At 69.9% G+C, this 21380-nt stretch carries 9 protein-coding genes and 1 pseudogene; 8 read left to right on the top strand and 2 right to left on the bottom strand.

Features of this window, described 5'->3' with window-relative positions; translation table 11 throughout:
- Positions 1–344 precede the first annotated feature (344 nt).
- A pseudogene (locus AC0ZLC_RS32215) lies at positions 345–476 on the top strand (RNA polymerase subunit sigma-24); the annotation flags it as partial.
- Positions 477–763: 287 nt separating this feature from the next.
- On the opposite strand, the gene AC0ZLC_RS32210 reads toward AC0ZLC_RS32215, so the two are convergent.
- The gene (locus AC0ZLC_RS32210) at positions 764–1909 is read right to left on the bottom strand and encodes an alkane 1-monooxygenase (RefSeq protein WP_476755479.1); all 1146 of its coding nucleotides are present in this window, start codon (positions 1907–1909) and stop codon (positions 764–766) included.
- Between the two features lie 383 nt (positions 1910–2292).
- On the opposite strand from AC0ZLC_RS32210, the gene AC0ZLC_RS32205 reads away from it, so the two are divergent.
- The 6 genes from AC0ZLC_RS32205 to AC0ZLC_RS32180 all read left to right on the top strand — a co-directional run bounded on the left by AC0ZLC_RS32205 (position 2293) and on the right by AC0ZLC_RS32180 (position 18925).
- Positions 2293–3690 carry a glycoside hydrolase family 43 protein gene (locus tag AC0ZLC_RS32205; RefSeq protein ID WP_476755478.1) on the top strand — a complete coding sequence of 466 codons (1398 nt, stop codon included), beginning with the start codon at positions 2293–2295 and terminating at the stop codon, positions 3688–3690.
- Positions 3691–4231: 541 nt separating this feature from the next.
- Complete coding sequence (locus tag AC0ZLC_RS32200; RefSeq protein WP_476755477.1) at positions 4232–4447, top strand: MbtH family protein; 216 nt, start codon at positions 4232–4234, stop codon at positions 4445–4447.
- Between the two features lie 402 nt (positions 4448–4849).
- Positions 4850–13681 carry a non-ribosomal peptide synthetase gene (locus tag AC0ZLC_RS32195; RefSeq protein ID WP_476755476.1) on the top strand — a complete coding sequence of 2944 codons (8832 nt, stop codon included), beginning with the start codon at positions 4850–4852 and terminating at the stop codon, positions 13679–13681.
- A gap of 4 nt (positions 13682–13685) precedes the next feature.
- Complete coding sequence (locus tag AC0ZLC_RS32190) at positions 13686–17504, top strand: non-ribosomal peptide synthetase (protein WP_476755475.1); 3819 nt, start codon at positions 13686–13688, stop codon at positions 17502–17504.
- 159 nt (positions 17505–17663) lie between these two features.
- The gene (locus AC0ZLC_RS32185; protein ID WP_476755474.1) at positions 17664–17924 is read left to right on the top strand and encodes an integrin alpha; all 261 of its coding nucleotides are present in this window, start codon (positions 17664–17666) and stop codon (positions 17922–17924) included.
- 125 nt (positions 17925–18049) lie between these two features.
- Entirely contained in the window at positions 18050–18925 is an 876-nt protein-coding gene (locus AC0ZLC_RS32180) for a potassium channel family protein (protein WP_476755473.1), read from the top strand.
- A gap of 80 nt (positions 18926–19005) precedes the next feature.
- On the opposite strand, the gene AC0ZLC_RS32175 is transcribed toward AC0ZLC_RS32180, so the two are convergent.
- On the bottom strand, positions 19006–19707 hold the full coding sequence (locus tag AC0ZLC_RS32175) for an SCO2400 family protein (protein WP_476755472.1): 702 nt from the start codon (positions 19705–19707) through the stop codon (positions 19006–19008).
- 795 nt (positions 19708–20502) lie between these two features.
- Here AC0ZLC_RS32175 and AC0ZLC_RS32170 point away from each other — a divergent pair.
- Complete coding sequence (locus tag AC0ZLC_RS32170) at positions 20503–21366, top strand: peptidoglycan-binding domain-containing protein (RefSeq protein ID WP_476755471.1); 864 nt, start codon at positions 20503–20505, stop codon at positions 21364–21366.
- The last annotated feature ends 14 nt before the right edge of the window (positions 21367–21380 follow it).

Raw genomic sequence — 21380 nt, 5'->3', positions numbered from 1 at the left:
GCATCGTTCGAAGTGCTGTACCGGCGTACGTCGCCGTGGGTGGCGGTGCGAATGCGTCGCCGCTGCATGGACGGGCACATCGTCGCCGAGGTCATGCAAGAGACGTACCAGTCTTCTGAGTCAGGAGTTCCTTCTGTATATGCAGGCTTGCGGTATGGCTCGTACGGGCCGGCCGAAGGCCGAGTTGGTGCTGTCGGTGGATGAGCGGGCGGCGCTTGAGGGGTGGGTCAGGCGTCGCTCGACTCCTCAGTCATGGGCGGTGCGGTGCCGGATTGTCCTGGCCTGCGCGGACGGCATGTCGAACAAGGATGTCGGTGCCCTGGTGGTCATGACGGGGCACCGGGGAGCCGCCGCCGGCGGCCGCCATGCAGCCCCTGCGCCCGCCGCCGAGGAGGAGGCGCTCGGAGCGACCGTCGGCGGTGACCTCGGCGTCGCGCGCTTCGAGCCTCGCGCCGGAACTCAGACAAGTACTGCAGGAAACCAACTCCGTGCTGGGGGCTGTTCGACGCTGGACGGCATCGACTCGCCGGGCGAGCCGGGTGCCGCCCCGGGTCCTGCCCGGCCTGCGCCGATCCTCGCGTCCTTCTGGAGTTATGCGACGCCAGGAGGGACATGCCGACAACCTCTCGCGGGACTGTGACATGTCCGGTGGTGCAGGACACGATCGCTGCGGGATTCAGGTCACGAGCCCGCAGCTGCTCTGCGGGAACAGCTCGACCCCGTTCCGAAAGCGGGCTCAGTGCCCCGCGCCACTGTTGCAGTCTTACGCCCGAACCGTGCGGCTACGCTGCTGTGGGCGGACATTGGCCAGAGACACATCACCCCTGTAGTGAGCCCTGAGCCGCGGATCCATCACCCTGCGCCACAGCGGAGGGAACCAGGCAAGCACCATCATCGAGGCGTAGCCGGAGGGAAGCTGCGGCGCCTCGTCGAAGTGGCGCAGGGTCTGGTACCGGCGCAGCGGGTTGGCATGGTGATCCGAGTGCCGCTGGAGCTGGAAGAGGAACAGGTTGCTGACCGTGTTGTTGCTGTTCCAACTGTGCTGAGGAGCTACCCGCTCGTACCGGCCATCGGGCCGCCGTTGCCGGAGAAGCCCGTAGTGTTCGAGGTAGTTCACCGTCTCCAGGAGGCAGAAGCCGAGCACGGCTTGCAGGACCAGGTACGGCAATACCCGCCAGCCGAAGACCAGCGTCAGCATGGCGAACAGCACCACCGATATCGTCCAGGCGCTGAGAATCTCGTTGTGCCTGCTGAAGACCGGCCGTCCTCGCCGACTGAGCCGGCGCTCTTCCAGCTGCCAGGCGGAACGAAGGCTGCCCCACACTGCTCTGGGCAGGAACTGGTAGAAGCTTTCACCCATGCGGCTGCTCGCGGGATCCTCCGGAGTGGCCACCCGGATGTGATGGCCGTGATTGTGCTCGACATAGAAGTGCCCGTACCAACTGGGAGCCAGGGCCATCCGGCTCAATCGTCGCTCCAACTGCTCACGCTTGTGCCCGAGCTCATGTGCGGTGTTGATGGCCACCCCGGCAACCACTCCGGTGGTGACCGCCAGGCCAAGACTCTCAGTGGCGGACAGGTGACCTGCAGACCACTGCTCGCATGCCCACACCAGAGCACCGAACTGCAGAGGCAGATACAGGTAGGTACACCAGCGGTAGAAGCGTTGTGCCTCCAGCTCGGCCATGACCTCCTCCGGCGGATTGGCGCTGTCGCGACCGATTGCAAGATCGATGAGCGGGACCAGAACAAAGGCGAAGCAGGGACCCCACCACCAGAACGCACCGACGTTGGTCTGCGCAGTCAGGAAACCGGCCTGGAACGGCAGGGTCGGCACCGCCAGCGCTAGCAGCCACAGGAAGCGTTGCCGGTCCCGCCATGGGCGCGCGTTGTTGGGCGTTGGCTGCATCCGAGTCTCCTGGCGTACTCCTTGGGGGGACGCGCGCCGCGTCGGTCGGTGCCTGACCGGCGGAAGCGAGCGCTGGTGAACGTAGACGGTGCCAGGCATGCTCCGCGCTGACAAAGGGGGCTGAATGTAAATGTTCTGACGATACGTCAGTGCCATCCAAACGGCTGCTCGCGCCGCAGGGTGGCGCGCCGAGCCACGTAGGCGGGGAATTGTTCGCCGTGGCGAGTTCGGGCCCGGTCGCGTTGAAGGCATTGACGGCCCGCGGATGAGGTCCTACTTTCTGACCGACCATCCGAACTGCGTTCGAGATATCGAATGGAAGGCACGTCGAATCGCACCCGGCCCGCTCCCATTCCTGTCCCGCCCACTCCCCTGGAGAGCTGATGAGTGCACATCCTCACACTCAGGTCATGCCGTCACGCAGACTGTTCCTCGGCGCCGCGGCAGCCACCTCCCTGGCCCTGGCCACCGACCTGTCTCTGGGTGCCCGGCCGGCCCACGCGGCCGACTCGGCCCACGTCATGGGCTACTTCACCGAATCACCGGCGGGAACCGGCGCCGACTACGGTCTGCACCTGGCCGTCAGCACGGACTCCCTGAACTGGATGCCGCTGAACCAGAACAACCCCGTCGTCACCCCGACGCAAGGCGCCGGCGGTCTGCGGGACCCGTTCATCCTGCGCAAGCGGGACGGCGGCTTCGTGGTACTGGCCACCGACCTCAAGGGCACCGACTGGAGCTACAACAGCCAGTACATCCACGTCTGGGACTCCGCCGACCTGCGCACCTTCACCAACTACCGCCGCCCCCACCTGCACGACCTGGCCACCCACAGCTGGGCCCCGGAAGCCTTCTGGGACGCCTCGCGCGCCCAGTACGCCATCCTCTATTCGGCCGTGAATTCAAGTGGCCACAACGTGCTGATGGTCAACTACACCAGCGACTTCACCACCGTTTCCGCTCCCCAGGTCTTCTTCGACCCCGGTTACGACGTCATCGACGGTGACATGGCAGTGGGTGTGAACGGCGTCAACTACCTGTACTTCAAGAGGAATGGCAGTCTCGTGGGTGCGCGGTCCGCCTCGCTCGACCCGGGAAGCTTCGTGCCCTTCAGCACACCGGTCGCCCACGGCGGCACCGAGGCCCCCACGCTCGTGAAGTCCCTGACCTCGGTCAGGTGGTACCTATGGGGTGACACATACACCCCCAACGGCGTCTACTACGCCTGGCAGACCACCGACCTCGCCGCCGGCACCTGGACCCCCGTCGACCAGAAGCTCTACACCCACCCGGTCAACGCCAAGCACTGCACCATCGCCGCGATCACCGGTACCGAGCACGCGAACCTGGTCGCCCGGTGGGGTGCCCCCACCTGGAACCGGCTGAAGTCGTACAACTACCCGGCCCGGTACGTCCGCCACGCCGACCTCACCGCACGGATCGACACCTACCCCTTCGACCCGTACACCGATTCCATGTGGAAGCTCGTCCCCGGGCTGGCCGATTCCACCGGCATCTCCTTCCAGTCGGTCAACTACCCCACCCGCTACCTGCGGCACTTCGACTACCAACTGCGCCTCGACACCAACGACGGCAGCAGTGGCTTCGCGCAGGACGCCACCTTCCACCGGACCGCCGGTCTGGCCGACGCTTCCTGGGCCTCCTTCCGCTCCCACAACCAGCCCACCCGCTACATCCGCCACTCCGACTACGTCCTGCGCATCGACCCGGTCTCCACAGTGACCGACCGAGCCGACGCCACGTTCTCGGTCGGATACTGATCCTCCCCGCACGCAAGACGGGACGACGGGCCCCGAGTTGGCGGCCGGCAGAGCCCGTCGTCCGGCAGCCGTCGCCGATCAGGTGCCGCGCACGTGACACCGTGCCGTCCGTGCGCCATGCCCACCGGGCGTCGACAGCGGCGGCGCCCGGCCCCGCGGGCAGTCGACCGTACGACAGCCCCACCGTCGCGCAGGCAGGTGCATCGCCGCCCAGGGGAGGCGTGAGCAGCCCGCAGGCAGGCCTCCTCACGACCACACGACCCGGGGCGGCATCCTGGCACAGGAACCGCGTGGGGTACAGCGGATCCCAGCGGGTGCCGATGCAGGGGTACGGCCAGGGCCCCGACGAGCCCGCCGCCCTTGTCGCGCCGAAGGCCGGGTCCTTACGGTGACGTGCATCGCCGGGGTCGCCACCGACGCCGAGTGTCCTGTCGACCGGACAACGCCGCACGGCAGACCCGCGGCCGAGGTGCTGTCTCGCACCCGGCCCGGCGAATCTCCCCAATCCCGAGTCATCTCGTGACGGTCAGGACGGTGCCAGTTGAGCGCGAACCCCTTCGATGACGAGAACGGCCGCTTCCTCGTCGTGGTCAACGACGAGGAACAGCACTCCCTGTGGCCGGCGTTCGCCGAGGTACCCGCGGGCTGGCGCGTGGTCTTCGGCGAGGCGACCAGGACCGAGTGCCTAGCGTACGTCGAGCAGAACTGGACCGACCTGCGTCCGCGGAGTCTGCGGGAAGCCATGGCGGTCGACTGAGCACAGCCGCACCGCTACACCGAAGGGGCGCGCACGCCCGTGATCGACACCGCCCACGCTCGGCGGCGTACGGCCGGCGCCCGCGGCCGTCCCCGGGGCGGGCCCGCGCGACAGTCGGCCGACGGGCTCGTACACCTACGCCTGGCGGGCACGCCGCTGGTCGAGTTCCCCACGCCCCCGACCGGCAGGCTCGACCGCAACGCGCTCCCCGCCCCGGCCACACCGGGGCCGCGAACGGACGGGAACCGCGCAACCCAAGGAAGAAGTCCGTCGACGCCGGCGTGCAGGTCACAGCGGTGTTCCGCAATCCGACCGCTCGCCCGGCCGGCGCGAGCAGATCACTGAGCCGGCCCCGTCGAAACATCCGCAGCCGCGACAGATGACCGTACAGGAGAACCGTCGATGATCCCGTTGTCCTTCGCCCAGAGCCGGATGTGGTTCCTTCACAAGCTGGAAGGCCCGTCCGCGACCTACAACGTCCCGTTCGTGCTGCGCCTGGAGGGGACGCTGGACACGACGGCCCTGGCCGCGGCGGTCACGGATGTCGCGACGAGGCACGAGAGCCTGCGCACCCTGGTCGTCGAGAACTCCGACGGCACGGGGGAGCAGCGCATCGTGCCCGTGCGGGAGGCGGTCCTGCCCTTCCGGGTGGTCCGGGTGGCCGCGGACGCGGTGGACGCCGCGGTGCGCGAGACCGCGCGCGAGACGTTCGACGTGGTGACCGAGCTTCCCCTGCGCACGACCGTCTTCCAGGTCGCCGCGCACGAGTACGTCCTGGTGTTCGTCTTCCACCACATCGCCGCGGACGGGGCGTCGATGGGGCCGTTCCTGCGGGACCTGATGTCGGCGTACGCGGCCCGCCACCGGGGCGATGCGCCGCAGTGGGAGCCGCTCGCGGTGCAGTACAAGGACTACACGCTGTGGCAGCAGCAGTACCTGGGGGACGACGACGATCCGGAGAGCGTCACCGCGGCGCAACTCGCCTACTGGAAGAAGGAACTGGCCGAGATACCGCAGCCGTTGCACCTGCCGCTGGACCGCCCGCGGCCGACCTCGGCCAGCTACCGCGGCGGTGAGGTCCCCTTCGTGCTGGCCCCCGGGCTGCTGTCCCGGATGCAGAAGCTGGCCGGCAACCACGGCGCCACGGCACCGATGGTGGCCCAGGCCGCGCTGGCGGTGCTGCTGAACAAGCTGGGCGCGGGGGAGGACGTGCCGATCGGCAATCCGATCGAGGGGCGCGCCGATGAGCAACTCGACGACCTGATCGGCTTCTTCGTCAACACCTGGGTGCTGCGCGCCGATCTGACGAAGAACCCCACGTTCGGTGACCTGCTGACGCAGGTGCGGGACAAGGCCCTCGCCGCGTACGACAACCAGGACATACCGTTCGAGCGGCTGGTGGAGCAGCTCAACCCGGAGCGCTCCACCGCGTACCAGCCGTTGTTCCAGACGGTGTTGGGCTGGCAGTTCGTGTGGCCGGAGATAAAGATGCCGGGTCTGCGGGTCACTCCCGTCCCGGCGGTGACCGGCACCGCCAAGTTCGACCTGTTCTTCAACATCGTCCCGCAGGCGTCCGGAGGCGCGCACGGCTTGCTCGAGTACGCGGCGGACCTGTTCGACCACACCACCGCCGTCACCTTCGTCGACCGGTTCGTGCGCATCCTGGAGCAGGTCGTCGAGGACCCGTCGGTGCCGGTCGGCGCCGTCGAGGTGCTGGCGCCGGACGAGCGGGACCGGCTGGTGCGGCAGCTCAACGACACCGCGCACCCGGTGGCCGCGCAGACGCTGCCGGACGCCTTCGAGGCGCAGGTGAAGCGTGACCCCGACCGGCTCGCGCTGATCGGGGAGCAGGAGAGGCTGACGTACGGGGAGTTCAACCGGCGTGCCAACCAGCTGGCGCACCACCTCATCGAACGGGGGGCGGGCCCCGAGCAGTTGATCGCGGTGCGGATCCCTCGCTCGGTGGATCTTCTTGTGGCGGTCTACGCGGTGCTCAAAACGGGCGCGGCCTATCTGCCGGTGGGCACCGAGCTGCCCGAGGACCGGGTGCGCCACCTGCTGGACGACGCGAAGCCGCTGCTGGTGCTCGACGAGGCGCTCCCGGACGTGTCCGGACACCCGGAGAGCGACCCGCAACGGTCACTGTCCCCGGACAACGCCGCCTACGTCATCTACACCTCCGGCTCCACCGGTGCCCCCAAGGGTGTGCAGGTGGCCCACCGGTCGGTCATGAACATGCTGGCGTGGCGGCGGGCGTACTTCGACATCGGTACAGCGGACCGGGTCCTGGTGAGCTCCTCGGCGAGCTTCGACGCATCGGTGCCGGAGTCCTTCACGCCGCTGCAGGCCGGCGCGGCCGTGGTGATCGCCCGCCCGGACGGGCAGCGGGACCCGGCGTACCTGGCCGAACTGATCCGGCGGGAGGAAGTGACCGGAGCCTTCTTCGTCCCCTCCCTGCTGGAGGTGTTCGTGGCCGAACCCGCGGCGGCACGGTGCTCCAGCCTGCGCTGGGTGGAGGCTGGAGGCGAGGCGTTCCCGGCCGAGTTGGCCAACAAGGTCACCGGCCTGCTGCCGAACTGTTCCGCGCACAACCTCTACGGGCCCACCGAGGCGTCGGTGGAGGTCACCGCCCAGCAGCACGAGCCGGGCGCCGACCGGCTGCCGATCGGCACGCCGGTGTGGAACACCCGGCTCTACGTGCTGGATGCCGCGCTGCGTCCGGTCGCTCCCGGCGTCGCGGGCGAGCTGTACCTCGCGGGCACCGGCCTGGCCCGCGGCTACCTCGGCCGGCGGGGGCTGACCGCGAACCGGTTCGTCGCCTGCCCCTTCGGGGAGCCGGGAAGCCGGATGTACCGCACCGGAGACCTGGTGCGGTGGAACAGGGACGGCCAGGTCGAATACCTCGGCCGGACCGACTTCCAGGTCAAGATCCGTGGCTTCCGCATCGAGCTGGGTGAGATCGAGCACGCGCTGACGACGCACCCCGGTGTGGCGCAGGCGGCAGTGGTGGTGCGTGAGAACCAGCAGGGCGGCAACCAGCTCGTGGGGTACGTGGTGCCCAAACCCCATGCCGCGGCAGCCGACGCCGACGCCCAGGTGGACGAATGGCGCGAGATCTACGACGACAACTACGCCGAGTTCGACGACGGGCTGGGCGACGACTTCCGCGGCTGGAACTCCAGCTACACCGGCGAGCCCATCGAGCGCGCGCAGATGCTGGAGTGGCAGGACGCGGCCGTGGCCCAGGTACTGCAGTTCGCGCCGGGGCGGGTGCTGGAGATCGGCATAGGCTCCGGCCTGCTCCTCGGGAAGATCATCGGTGAGGTCGAGGAGTACTGGGGCACCGACATCTCGGCCCCCGTGGTCGACCGGGTCCGGGCACAGGCCGAACAGGCCGGCTACGGCGACCGGGTCCGTCTGAGCGCCCAGCCCGCCCACGACATGTCCGGGCTGCCCCAGGGCGGTTTCGACACCGTCTTCCTCAACTCTGTGGTCCAGTACTTCCCGAGCGCCGAGTACCTGGACCAGGTACTGCGCCAGGCCATGGACCTCCTCGCACCGGGCGGCCGGATCATCGTCGGTGACGTCCGCAACGCCGCGACCTGCCGTCTCTTCCAGACCGCGGTGCAGCATGCCGCGCACCCCCACGCCTCGCACGAGGAACTGCGGACTCTGGTGGAAAAGGCACTGCTCGCCGAGCAGGAACTGGTGATCGCCCCGGAGTGGTTCACCGAGCGGGCCACAGCCGACTCCGTCGACATCCGGCTGAAGCCCGGACAGGCACAGAACGAACTGACCCGGCACCGCTACGAGGTGATCCTGCACAAGCAGCCGGCCGACCTGCTCGACCTGGCCGGTGTGCCGTCCGTGTCGTGGGGCCGAGAGGTGTTCGACCTGGCCGACCTCGACTCCGCGGACGGCGCGGGCCTCCCGGTGCGGGTGACCGGGATACCCAACGCACGCCTGACCGAGGAGGCCGCCCTGACCGTCGGGACGGGTCTCCTCGACCCGGCGCCCCTGCCCGGCAGGCCGGTCGATCCGCAGGAACTGCTCACGTGGGCGCGCGAGCACGGCCGGGACGCGGTTCTCACCTGGTCGGGCCAGGACCCGCGCTACTTCGACGCCGTGCTCCTGCCCGAGCAGGCCGGGCGGCGGAGCGTGTCGGGCTCGTTCGTCGCCGGCGGTGCCGGCGGGCGCATCCGGACGAACGCCCCCGCCCTGGCCAGATCGCTCGGCCCGCTGCTCGTCGAGCTGCCCGGGTACCTGCGCGGGCGGCTGCCCGACTACATGGTCCCCCACGCACTCGTGCCGCTCTCGGAGCTGCCGCTGACGTCGAGCGGGAAACTGAACCACCGGGTGCTGCCCGCGCCGGACGACGCGCGGACATCGACCGGCCGGGCACCGCGCAACCAGGTCGAGGAGACCCTCAGCGCACTGTTCGCCGAGGTGCTCGGCGTGGACAGCGTCGGCGTCGACAACGACTTCTTCGCCAGCGGCGGGGACAGCATCCGCTCCATCCAGATCGTCGCGCGGGCCAGGGCACGCGGCATAGAGATCAGCACACGGGAGATCTTCGAGCACTCCACGGTCGCCCAGCTCGCGGAACTGGTCGCAGGACGCGAGACGGAACGCGTCACCCTGGCGGAGCTGCCGGGCGGCGGCACGGGATGGGCCCCGCTGATGCCCACGGCCAAGCACGTGCTCGCGCTCGGCGGCGGCCTCGGCCGGTTCTGCATGTCCGGCATGCTGACCCTGCCCCACGGCATCGACCGTACCCAGCTGCTCGCCACCCTGCAGGCCGTCCTGGACCGGCACGACGTGCTGCGCGCCCGGCTGGTGCGGCTGGAGCCCGGCCTGCGGATCGAACCCGCCGACAGCGTGCGCGCCGGCGCGCTGCTGCGCGAAGTCCCCTACGAAGACGCCGATGTGCACGCCGAACTCGATGCCGCCGCGGACCGGCTGGACCCGGACGCCGGCGTGATGGCGCAGTTCGTGTGGTTCACCTCCGCCACCGGCGCCGGCCGGCTGCTGATCGTGCTGCACCACCTGGCCGTGGACGGGGTGTCCTGGCGGATCCTCGTGCCCGACCTGGTCGCGGCCTGGCAGCAGGTCCGCAACGGCAGCACCCCGGAACCAGCAGAGGCGGGCACCTCCCTGCGCCGGTGGGCGCATGCCCTGGCCGACGAGGCAGTCAGTGAGCGGCGGACGGCGGAACTGCCCCTGTGGCAGCGGATACTGCGCCAGGACGAACCGGTGCTCGGAGCACGGGAGCTGGACCCGGCACGGGATGTCGCCGACACCGTGGACACGGTGCGCATCCAGCTGCCCGCCGACGTCACCAAGGCCGTGCTGGACACCGTGCCCGCCGTGTTCGGCGGAGGTGTCGACGACGGGCTGCTGGCCGCGCTGGCCCTGGCGCTGGCGCGCTGGCGCCAGGACCGGGGCGTGCCCGCCGCCTCGGCGCTCGTCCGGCTGGAGGGACACGGCCGGGAGGAGCAGGTGGCGCCCGGCGCGGATCTCTCGCGAACCATCGGATGGTTCACCGCGATGTATCCGGTGCGCCTGGACCTGACCGGCATCGACGTGGCGGACGCGTTCGACGGTGGCCCCGCCGCCGGCCGGGCCGTCAAGGCCGTCAAGGAGCAGCTGCGAGCGGTCCCGGACCACGGCATCGGCTTCGGCCTGCTGCGCCACCTGAACCCGCGGACCGCCGCCGCACTGGCCGCGGACCGGGAACCCCAGATCGGGTTCAACTACCTCGGCCGGACGTCCGGCGCGGACATCCCAGAGGAACTGCGCGGCCTGGGCTGGGCCCCCGACACCACACAGCAGGATCTGATCGCCGCACCGGACGCCGACATGCCGGTGCTGTCGGCGCTGGAGATCAACGCGGTCGCCACCAGCACCCCGGGCGGTGAGGAGCTGACCGCCTACTTCGGCTTCCCCACCGGTGTGCTCTCCCGCGACGAAGTCACCGAGCTGGCCGGGCTGTGGACCCAGGCGCTGACCGCCCTGGCCCGGCACGCCGCGACACCGGGCGCCGGCGGCATGACGCCGACGGACGCGCCCCTGGTCGACGTGAGCCAACAGGAGATCGACGCCTGGGAGGACCGGTTCGGCCACCTCGCCGAGGTGTGGCCGGTGACCCCGGCGCAGTCCGGGATCCTCTTCCACTCGATGCTGGCGGGCCCCTCGTTCGACGCCTATCACGTACAGCTGGTGTTCCATCTCGCCGGAGACGTGGACCCCGAGCGGATGCGTCGGGCCGGGCAGGCACTGCTGGGGCGCTACGCCAACCTCCGTGCGGCGTTCGTCAACCAGGCAGGGGGCGGTTTCGTACAGGTGGTACCCGCGGACGGAGTTGACCTGCCGTGGCGCCACCTCGACCTGAGCGGACACGGTGAGGCGGAACGGACCGCGGCGCTCGAGCAGTTCCTCACCGCGGACCGGGCCGCCCACTTCGACCTGGACACCCCGCCGCTGATGCGGCTGGCCCTCGTGGTCCTGGAACCCGGCCGGTCCGAACTCGTGATGACCGTCCACCATGCCCTGTACGACGGCTGGTCCACGCCCCTGCTGCTGCAGGACCTGCTGCTGTTCTACGCATCCCGCGGCGACGGGGACGGCCTGCCCGCCACGCGCGGTTTCGGCGAGTTCCTGGCCTGGCGCGCACGGCAGGACCAGGACGAGGCCGCACGCGCCTGGGCGGCCGAACTCGACGGCGTCGAGGAGGCGACTCTGCTCGCGCCGGGAGCCGCGGCCGACGACGGCCTCGACCAGATCGAGTTCGCCCTCCCGCAGGAGGTGTCCGGTGAACTCAACCGGCGGGCCTCCGAGTGGGGCATCACCGTCAACACCCTGGTCCAGGGCGCCTGGGCGCTGCTGCTCGGCCAGCTCACCGGCCGCCAGGACGTGGTCTTCGGGGCCACCGTGTCGGGGCGTCCGGCCGCGGTGGCGGGCGTCGAGTCGATGGTCGGGATGTTCATCAACACCCTGCCCGTGCGCGTGCGGTACGCACCCGGCGACACCTTCGTCGAGGTCCTCACCCGCCTCCAGAGCAGGCAGGCCGGCCTTCTGGAGCACCACCACTACGGCCTCACGGAGATCCAGCAGTCCGTCGGGCTGCCGTCCCTCTTCGACACGCTGGTCGTCTTCGAGTCCTACCCGGTCGACCAGGAGGGCATCGGCGCCGCCACCGAGGCCGCCGGCGGAATCGCCATCACCGGCCTGCGTCCGAACAACGGCACCCACTACCCGCTGGCTCTGATGGCGGCGGTCGAGTCGCACCTGCAGTTCCTTCTGCAGTACACACCCGGTGCCTTCGACCGGGACACCGTGCAGGCGTACGCGGCCCGCTTCGTGCGCATCCTGGAACGCCTGGCGGCCACACCCGAACTGACGGTCGCTCAGCTCGAAAGCGCGGAGTTGGCCGAGTCCGTCAGCCTCCTCGCCGACTTCAACGACACGGCCGTCACCACTCCCGACGTCACCATCACCGGCCTCGTCGAGGCACAGGCGGCCCGGACACCGGACGAGGTCGCCGTCATCGCCGACGGGGAGTCGCTCACGTACCGCGAGGTGAACGCCCGGGCCGACCGCCTGGCGCGTGAACTGGCCGGCCTCGGCGTGCGCCGGGAGACGCTGGTGGCGGTGTCGCTGCCGCGGTCGGCGGACCTGGTGATCGCCCTGCTCGCCGTCCTGAAGGCCGGCGGTGCCTATCTGCCGGTCGACCCCAACTACCCGAGCCACCGCCTCGCGGCCATCCTCGACCGGGCGCAGCCGCACCTGGTCCTGACCCACTCCACGACCGTCGCGGCGCTGCCGGAACACGACGCCCGCCGTGTCCTCCTCGACGCGCTCGACCTGTCAGGGACTGCCACTGGTCCCCAACCGGCGGTGCACGCAGAGCAGTTGGCGTACGTGATGTACACCTCCGGCTCCACGGGCACGCCCAAGGGCGTCGCCATCACCCATGCGAACGTGGTCAACGGCGTGTTGCAACTCGCCCCCCGCGTGGGCATGGAGCCGGGCAAACGGCTCCTGGCGGGCACTTCCGTGAACTTCGACGTCTCGGTGTTCGAGATCTTCACGACCCTCGCCACCGGCGGCATCGTCGAACTGGTCCGGGACGTCCTGGTCCTGGGCGAACGGAAGAGCTGGAGCGGCGGCGTCATCTCCACCGTCCCGTCCGCCTTCGCCGAACTCGTCGACGGCATCCGCGCCGGCACCAGCGTGGAGACCGTCGTCTTCGCGGGCGAGGCCCTGCCCCCCTCGCTCGTGAAGGCGGTGCAGAACGCCTTCCCGGGGGTACGGATCGTCAACGCCTACGGGCAGAGCGAGTCGTTCTACGCCACCGCCTTCACCGTCGACGGCGACACACGGGACTGGACGGGCAGCGCGCCCATCGGCACCCCGCTCGGCAACATGCGGGCCTACGTCCTCAGTCCCGGTCTCAACCCGGTGCCGCCGGGCCAGGTCGGTGAGCTGTACGTCGCCGGGGCCGTGGGCCGCGGCTACCACGGCCGCGCCGACCTGACCGCCGAGCGATTCGTCGCCGACCCGTTCGGCCCGGCCGGCGCACGCATGTACCGCACCGGCGACCTGGCCCGCCTGAGCGAGGGCCAACTGACCTACGTGGGCCGCGGGGACGCGCAGGTCAAGGTGCGCGGCTACCGTGTCGAGCCCGGCGAGGTCGAGGCCGCACTCACCGCGCACCCCGAGATCGCCCAGGCCGTCGTCGTCGCCCGGCAGGCGGCGGGCAACGGCACGCAGCTCGTCGCGTACGTGGTGGCGTCCGGAGAGACCGAATCCGAGAAGCTCCGCCGGTTCGTCGCCGAGCGGCTGCCCGAGTTCATGGTGCCGTCCCACTTCATGGTGCTGGACCGGCTGCCGCTGATGCCCAACGGCAAGCTGGACCGCGCCGCGCTGCCCGAGCCCGAGTTCACCGGCACCGCCTACCGTGCCCCGCGCACCGAGCGCGAAAAAGCCCTGACCGAGCTGTTCGCCGAGGTGCTGGAGGTGCAGCGGGTCGGTCTCGACGACGACTTCTTCCAGCTCGGGGGGCACTCCCTGCTCGCCACCCGGCTCATCAGCCGCGCCCGGGCCGAGCTGGGGATCGAGATACCGATCGGAAAGGTCTTCGACCTGCCGACGGTGGCCGAGCTCGCGCCCTGGTCACAGGCACCGGCCGCTCCCCGTCGCCCCAGCCTGCGCCAGATGTTCGTAAAGGAGTGAAGCAATGATTCCGCTGTCGTACGTACAACGCCGCTACTGGTTCCTCCACCAGTTGGACGGTGAGGAGACCTGGAACATGCCGACGGCGCTGCGGCTGACCGGGACACTGGACGAGGCGGCCCTCGTCGCGGCGGTCCACGACGTGGTCGACCGGCACGAGAGCCTGCGCACCACGTACGTGGTGGACGAGGGGGGCGAGCCCTTCCAGCGGATCCTCCCGATGCCGGAAGCGCTGACACAACTGCGGTTCCAAGTGGCCGAGGTGGCTCCCGAGGCCGTGGCCGGCGCCGTCGACGAGGCGGTCGCGCACGGGTTCGACCTCGCGGCCGAAATCCCCTTCCGCCCCCACCTGTTGCGCATCTCGCCGCAGGAACACCTCCTGGTCCTGGTCGTCCACCACATCGCCACGGACGGCACCTCCGCGGGGCTGATGGTGCGAGACCTCGCCGAGGCGTACGGCGCCCGTCGCAAGGGCCGGGCGCCCGGCTGGGAGCCGCTGCCGGTGCAGTACAAGGAGTACACGCTGTGGCAGCGCGAGGTCCTCGGCGACCTCGCGGACCCGGGCAGTCTGGGCGCGGCGCAGCTCGAGTACTGGCGCAAGGAGCTGGCAGGAGTGCCGCAGCCGCTGAAGCTGCCACTGGACCGGCCGCGGACCGCGGAGTTCTCGACGGACGGCGACACGGTCGGCTTCGTCGTGGAGCCGGGAGTGACGTCCGGCCTGGAGAAGCTCGCCGCCGATCGCGGAATGACCATGTCCATGGTCGTACAGACCGGGCTGGCCGTGTTGCTGTCCAAGCTCGGCGGCGGGGACGACGTGCCGGTCGGCAGCCCCATCGCCGGGCGGACCGACGAGGCCCTGGGCGACCTGGTCGGCTGCTTCGTCAACAATCTGGTGCTGCGCGTGGACCTCTCCGGCGACCCCTCCTTCACCGACCTGCTCACCCAGGTGCGCGTCAAGGCGCTGGCGGCCTACGAGCACCAGGACGCACCGTTCGACGTACTGGTCGAGTCGATCAACCCGGACCGCTCCGCGGCGTACCGGCCGCTGTTCCAGGTGATGTGCGGCTGGCAGAACTTCGCGAAGCCCACCCTGGACTTCCCCGGGCTCGACGTGGAACTGCAGCAGGCCCTCACCACGAAGACCATGGTCGACCTGTTCTTCAGCATGAACACCGACGACACCGGTGCGCTCTACGGTGACATCCAGTACGCGACGAGGCTGTTCGACCGGGAGACGGTCGAGGCCATGGCGGAGCGTTTCGCGCGTGTGCTGCGGCAGGTGGCCGCCGATCCGGACAGGTCCGTCGGGGACGTCGACGTGCTGAGTGAGCAGGAACGGCAGCGGCTGCTGGTCGAGGTGAACGACACCGCCGAACCGACGCTCGAACCCGGCCTCGTGGAAGCGGTGCGCGAGCAGACGCGGGCGACACCGGGGGCACTCGCCGTCATCGGTGAGGAAACCTCCCTCACCTACCAGGAGCTGGACACACGGTCGAACAGGCTCGCGCACTGGCTGGTCGGGCGCGGGGTTCGGCCGGAGTCACTGGTCGCCGTGTGCCTGCCCCGGTCCGCAGAGCTGGTGGTGGCGCTGCTGGCGGTACTGAAGGCCGGCGGGGCCTACGTCCCGATCGACCCCGACTACCCGCGCTCGCGGATCGACCACGTGCTCGACCATGCCGAGCCGGTACTGGTGCTCGACACCGACGCGCTGACCGACGCGGACCGGGACGGCTACCCGGATTCGGCGCCCGAGGTGCTCGTACGGCCGGAGAACACCGCCTACGTGATCTACACATCGGGCTCCACGGGAACCCCCAAGGGCGTGGCGATCCCGCACCGCGCGCTGGCGAACTACCTGGCGACGACGCAGCGCCGGATCACGCTGTCGTCCGCGGACCGCATGCTGTTCAACACCACGGTGTCGTTCGACATCGCGGGCACCGAGTTGTACCTTCCGCTGATCCGCGGAGCGGCGGTGGTGGTGGCGGGAAGGGAAACCGTCACCGATCCTTCGGCCGTGACGGCGCTGATGAGCCGCCACGACGTCACCGTGGCGCAGGCCACCCCCGCGTTCTGGCAGATGCTCACGACGCACCGGCCGGACGCCCTGCGGGGACTGCGGATCATGGTCGGCGGTGAGGCACTGCCGGTACGGCTGGCCGAGACGCTGGCCGAGCAGGCCGCCGAGGTGAGCAACTGGTACGGCCCGACCGAGACGACGATCTGGTCGACGACGGCGCCCGTGACGGCGGGGGCGGGCGTGCCGCCGATCGGGACACCGGTCGGGAACACCCAGGTGTACGTGCTCGACGCACGGCTATGCCCGGTTCCCCGCGGTGTGCAGGGCGACCTGTACATCGCGGGCGACGGACTGGCCCGCGGATACCAGGGCCGGCCGGAGCTGACCGCCGAGCGGTTCGTCGCCTGCCCCTTCGGCCCGGCCGGCGCGCGGATGTACCGCACCGGAGATCTGGTGCGGTGGGACAGGCACGGTCGGCTCGAGTACATCGCGCGCAGCGACTTCCAGGTCAAGATCCGCGGGTTCAGGATCGAGTTGGGCGAGATCGAGCACGTACTGGCCGGGCACCCCGGCGTCGCACAGGCGGCGGCCGCGGTGCTGGAGAACCACGAGGGCGACAAGCGCATCGTGGGGTACGTGGTGCCCGCGCCCGATGCCACGCAGGCCGACCCCCAGGCACTGCCCGCCCAACTGTCCGCGTACCTGCGGGAACGTCTGCCGGACTACATGGTGCCGTCCGCTGTGATCCCGCTCGCCGAGATCCCGCTGACCCCGAACGGCAAGACGGACCGGCTCGCTCTGCCGACGCAGGACGCGAACACCACGGTCACGGTCAGCCGGGAGCCGCGCAACTCGCACGAGGAGAAGCTGTGCGCGATCTTCGCCGAGCTGCTCGGCCTGGACAAGGTCGGCGTCGAGGACAACTTCTTCGCGCTCGGCGGGCACTCGCTCCTCGCCACCCGGCTCAGCAGCCGCATCCGCAACCAGTTCGCCGTCAACGTGCCCCTGCGGACCATCATCAAGTTCCCCACGGTGGCGGAGCTGGCCGCGCTGCTGCTCACCGGTGCCATCCCCGACGATGTCGCCGACCCGTACGGGGTGGTGCTGCCGGTGAATCACGACCCCGGCACGGGCAGGCCTCCGGTGTGGTTCTTCCACGGAGGGGGCGGACTGGGCTGGGCGTACTTCAGTTTCGCGACGTTCCTGCGGGACCGGCCCGCCTATGCTCTGCAGGCCCGCGGCTCCAACGGCACGGACGTGCCCGCGGCGTCGGTGGAGGAGATGGTCGAGGACTACGTCGCCCAGATCCTCGAGGTCCAGCCGGAGGGGCCCTACCACCTGATCGGCTGGTCCTACGGCGGCACGGTCGGGCACGCCGTGGCGGAAGCGCTCGACCGGCGCGGGCACGAGGTCGCACTGATGGCCATCCTCGACTCGCACCCCGGCGGGCAGGGGTTCTCCGACATCCACGCAGGCAAGGAACTGTGGGAGTACCGGGAGGAGTTGGAGGAATACTTCGGTCAGTACATCAGCACCGACAACCAGGACGAGTTCCTGGACGACATGTCGAAGGTCCTGGCGAACAACATGTCCGTCATGATGAAGTTCGAGTCCCCGGTCTACCGCGGCGACGTGCTGTTCTTCAACGCGACGCTCAAGGACGACATGTACGACCACCTGTGGCGGCCGTACGTCCTCGGCGACATCCAGGTGCACGACGTGCACGCCACGCACCACGAAATGCACCTGCCCGCACCCCTGGCCGAGATATTCGAGGTCATCAACCGCGAACTCGCGCACTGACCGGACGCCGAATGCCCGGAACCCGACCGGCGTGATCACCGTAGGCTGCCCGGCCGACCGGGCAGCCTACGGGCCGCGACCGCCGTCGTCCTGCTGAAGGGCGGTTCGGGGGGCCTGACCACGAACGGCGCCCAGTCCTTCCACCAGGCCACCCCGGGTGTGCCGGGCGCCGCCGAGGCGGGCGACCACTTCGGTTCCTCGCTGCGGCTGCGTGACATCAACGGCAACGGCAGGGCGGACCTGGCCGTCGGCGCGTTCGGCGAGGACGTCCTGCCCGAGGGATACGACGACGGCGCGGCCTGGGTCCTGCGTGGCGCGACCACGGGCTTGACCAGCACGAACGCCACGGCCTTCAACGCGACGGACTTCGGCTACCCCGTCGTCGACGGGCGCAGGTTCGCCGACGTCTTCGGCCGCTGACGGGTCGGACGAGATGCCGCCTACGGCCAAAGCATGATCGAAAGACGGCAGGGCACGGGTCAGAGGGCTCGTCACGTCAGGCGAGCTGCCTTCGATCACCGACCGGAGAGGGATCAGACACCTCGATGAAGTGGCTTGTCACGCTGGCAGGAGCCGGGCTCGTCATGGTCGGCCTGCGGGATGTCTTTCACACGCTCTGGCATCCCACACGCGACGGCGGACTGAGCCGACGCGTCATGATGGTGTTCTGGCGACTGTCCTCACGGCTGGGCCGTCGTCGCGCGGCCGGGCTGGCCGGACCGCTCGCCATGGTCACGGTCGTGGCGCTGTGGGCGTCCACCGTCACGGTCGGCTGGGCGCTCATCTACTGGCCGCACCTGCCCGACGCCTTCTCTTTCAGCACCGGCCTCGAACCGGCCGAACACGCCGGTTTCCCGGACGCGCTCTACATCTCCATGGTCACCGTGGCCACCCTCGGCCTGGGTGACATCACCCCGGAAACCGGATGGGTGCGCGTTCTCCACCCCATGGAAGCCATCGTCGGCTTCGCCCTGCTGACCGCCACCGTCACCTGGGTTCTCGGCATCTACCCCGCCCTCGCCCGCCGCCGAGCGCTGGCCCTGCGCCTGTCGCACCTGCGGCGCACCCGGCCCACGAAGCGGCAAATGGACTCCGCCGCCGGAGCGGCCATCCTCGAGAGCCTCGCCTCTGGCGTGGCGACCGTCTCCGTCGATTTCCTCCAGTACGCCGAGTCCTACTACTTCCACGACGGCGACGCGCACACGTCCCTTGCCAACAACATCCGCTATGCGGAGGAACTCGCCGAACTGGCGGTCACCACCGAACGGGACGACGTGCGGCTGTGCGGGAACATACTGCGCACCGCGCTGGAGGATCTCGCCCGCATCCTGGAGCAGCGATTCATACCCCCGCAGAAAACCGGTTCGGTCGCATTCGCCGTGTTCATTCAGGACCACGGCGCTCAGCGCGAGTCCGACTGAGGAGAACGAAGCCCCAGTGGCTGCCCTTTCCGTCGGGTGACGACGGAGAGGGCAGCCCGGCCGGTGACTCAGCCCCCGGCTCAACTTCGGCCACTCGGTGAGCCACTGACGGAGGGAGAGGTGCTGACGCCGCCCGAAGGACTGGCGGAGGGCGTCGCGGACGGGGTTGCCGTCCGCGAGGGCGAGCCACGGCGGCTACTGGAGGTCCGAGGGGTCGGTTTGGCCTTCTCTGGCGGGGGCGCACCGGTGGTGGCGGGAGGGCGGGAGGCCGGTGACTCGCTGCGAGTCGCCGTCGGAACGGGACGCCGGATTCCGTCACCGTTTCGGTCCCGGACGCCTTTTCGGGCCGGGTGCGTGGTCGCACGCTCCGATGCAGCAGGTGAAGCGGGTGAATCGGTGACGGGGACCCCTGGCTCGTCGGGGGATGACGGTGCCGGGATCGAGGCTGCCCGTGGGGCTGTCGGCTGGGAAAGCACCGAGGCGGTGGCCAGGCCTCCGATGAGGGTGAAGGCGGCTGCGGCAAGAGACCGGACGGCGTACTTTCTCCGCCGCGCCGGACGGGCGTCTTCCGGAAGGTCTTGTGAGGGCGCCGGTGACCCGGGAAGGGGGGATGGAGAGGAGCTCGGCCCCGCACTGGAGCGGACCTCCAACATCGCGACGTCGACGGCCGGAGCACCGTCCGTCCGGTCGCTCGGCTGTGCCATGTCAGGGTCGTATGCCCCACACTCCGGGCAGGTTACGGCGCCGTTGAGCGTGCGGTTGCACGGGATGCAGTAGTCCATGAAGCGACCGATCTCAGTCCTTGAGCCGACGGGAGAGAAGGTGTCCCCAAGCCGGGCAGCAGTCAGCGCAGGGGAGACGCCACTTGGTTCGTTTCGGACCGATCTTCCACATGTGCGGACCTCCCTTCCTTACCGGTCTGCGGGCGGGTCACCGGTTACCGGGGTCAACGGGGCGGATCGAATGAGTGCTCAGCCGCGATCAGAAAAGTGGGGTAGGTAACTCCGTCGGAGGCTGATGTCGACGGACTACCAGGACGACGTCACACTCCTGCGGACGGATCCCGTAGAGGACGAGAACCTGGCATGGGATGAGGCGTGGGTTACAACCCCGGCCGGGGATGAGGCAAAGCCGCGTGGCCTACGTATCTGCCTCCGAGACAAGAAGGTGGGGCTCCCGCCACTTGGGCGCCCTGTGCAGAGGTCCTCGTCACCATCCGACCCCTGGTACCTGACCGCCGCTGACGAAGCATCGGCCTTTCAGGAACAGGACAAGCTGAGGAGGCAGCGGTGGGTCCCGACGACGCCAACCCTGAGCGGACTCCCGCCTCAGACCCTGACATCGCGCAGGAGATCAGGGACTCCTTCCAAGCCGTGCTGGACGCTTTGGATGCCGCACGCGCCGACCTCCTGCGCGAAGAGCCGCAGGAACACACCGAGGGTTCGTCCCGACCCCAAAGCGGGCACGGTTCCCCGACCGGGGATGCCCGCTCTTCCCAGCCGGCCCTGCGCCCGTCCTCGGCCCCCGCTTCCTCCGCATCCCGCCCGGCACTGCCGGTGAGACGTGTGTCGTCGGGCATGCGGCCAGGGCCTCCGGGGCCCCGCCGGCCAACTGCCGCTGAATTGCCGCCGACCGGCGGCGCGCCCCGGGCCAACACCCCGCAGGCTGTCGTGGCGGAGACACCGGGGTTGCCCAGAGGGCTGGAGGCCGTCCCACCGCCGTCGGTGGGAAGGCCGCCGACGGCCGGCGGACCGGGCCCGGAAGCAGTCGCACCGACTGTGGCTCTCCCCACTCGGGCTCCCTGGCAGGAGAGTGGGCAAAGCAGGAGTTCCCGGCCGCGCACCGCCTGGTCGGACTCCCCCTCCTGTCCGGCCTTCCCACCCGAGCAGCTCGCCACCGCGCCCTCCGAGGGATCTGCTCCGCCTGTCCGCGCACACGGAAGAAGGACCGGTGGCAGACGGCGGCGAGCCAACAGCCGCAGGAACCTGCACGTCACCGGAGTCTTCGGGCTGGGCGCGGCCAGCGGGTTGATCCTCGCCTCCTGGCTGCTGACCGACCACAACGCCGAGCCTGCGACGTCCTCTTCGCCTCCCGGGCGCATGGAAACCCCAGTGCCTGTGACTCCCGCGCCGAAGGGCCCCTCTCCCCAGGCTCCAGGGCGGACGAACCACTCACAGCCCGGCACACCGGACCCGCCACTCCCCGAAATCCCGGGCACGGGCGTCCTACGCCAAGGCGACAGCGGCCACGGCGTCTACGAGTTGCAGGTACGTCTCCTGCAAGTACCGGACATCTACGACGGTGGCCCGATCGACGGCCGCTACGACACGGGGGTCCGAGCGGCAGTGACCCTGTTTCAGAAGCGGTACGGGGTCCGCGGCGACGAGAGCGGGGTCTACGGCGACAACACACGTTTCGCCCTCATGCGGCGGACCAAGTAGCAGACGCCGCACGC

It is taken from the genome of Streptomyces sp. GLSS-08 (assembly GCF_056387915.1).
Note: the sequence above shows the minus strand (reverse complement) of the source record. Positions and strands in the feature narration are given on the sequence as shown.

Coding starts and splice junctions, on each gene's coding strand:
- AC0ZLC_RS32210 (WP_476755479.1), bottom strand. CDS start 1,909: ATGCAGCCAACGCCCAACAACGCGCGCCCATGGCGGGACCGGCAACGC.
- AC0ZLC_RS32205 (WP_476755478.1), top strand. CDS start 2,293: ATGAGTGCACATCCTCACACTCAGGTCATGCCGTCACGCAGACTGTTC.
- AC0ZLC_RS32175 (WP_476755472.1), bottom strand. CDS start 19,707: ATGGACTACTGCATCCCGTGCAACCGCACGCTCAACGGCGCCGTAACC.
- AC0ZLC_RS32170 (WP_476755471.1), top strand. CDS start 20,503: ATGCGGCCAGGGCCTCCGGGGCCCCGCCGGCCAACTGCCGCTGAATTG.
- AC0ZLC_RS32195 (WP_476755476.1), top strand. CDS start 4,850: ATGATCCCGTTGTCCTTCGCCCAGAGCCGGATGTGGTTCCTTCACAAG.
- AC0ZLC_RS32180 (WP_476755473.1), top strand. CDS start 18,050: ATGAAGTGGCTTGTCACGCTGGCAGGAGCCGGGCTCGTCATGGTCGGC.
- AC0ZLC_RS32190 (WP_476755475.1), top strand. CDS start 13,686: ATGATTCCGCTGTCGTACGTACAACGCCGCTACTGGTTCCTCCACCAG.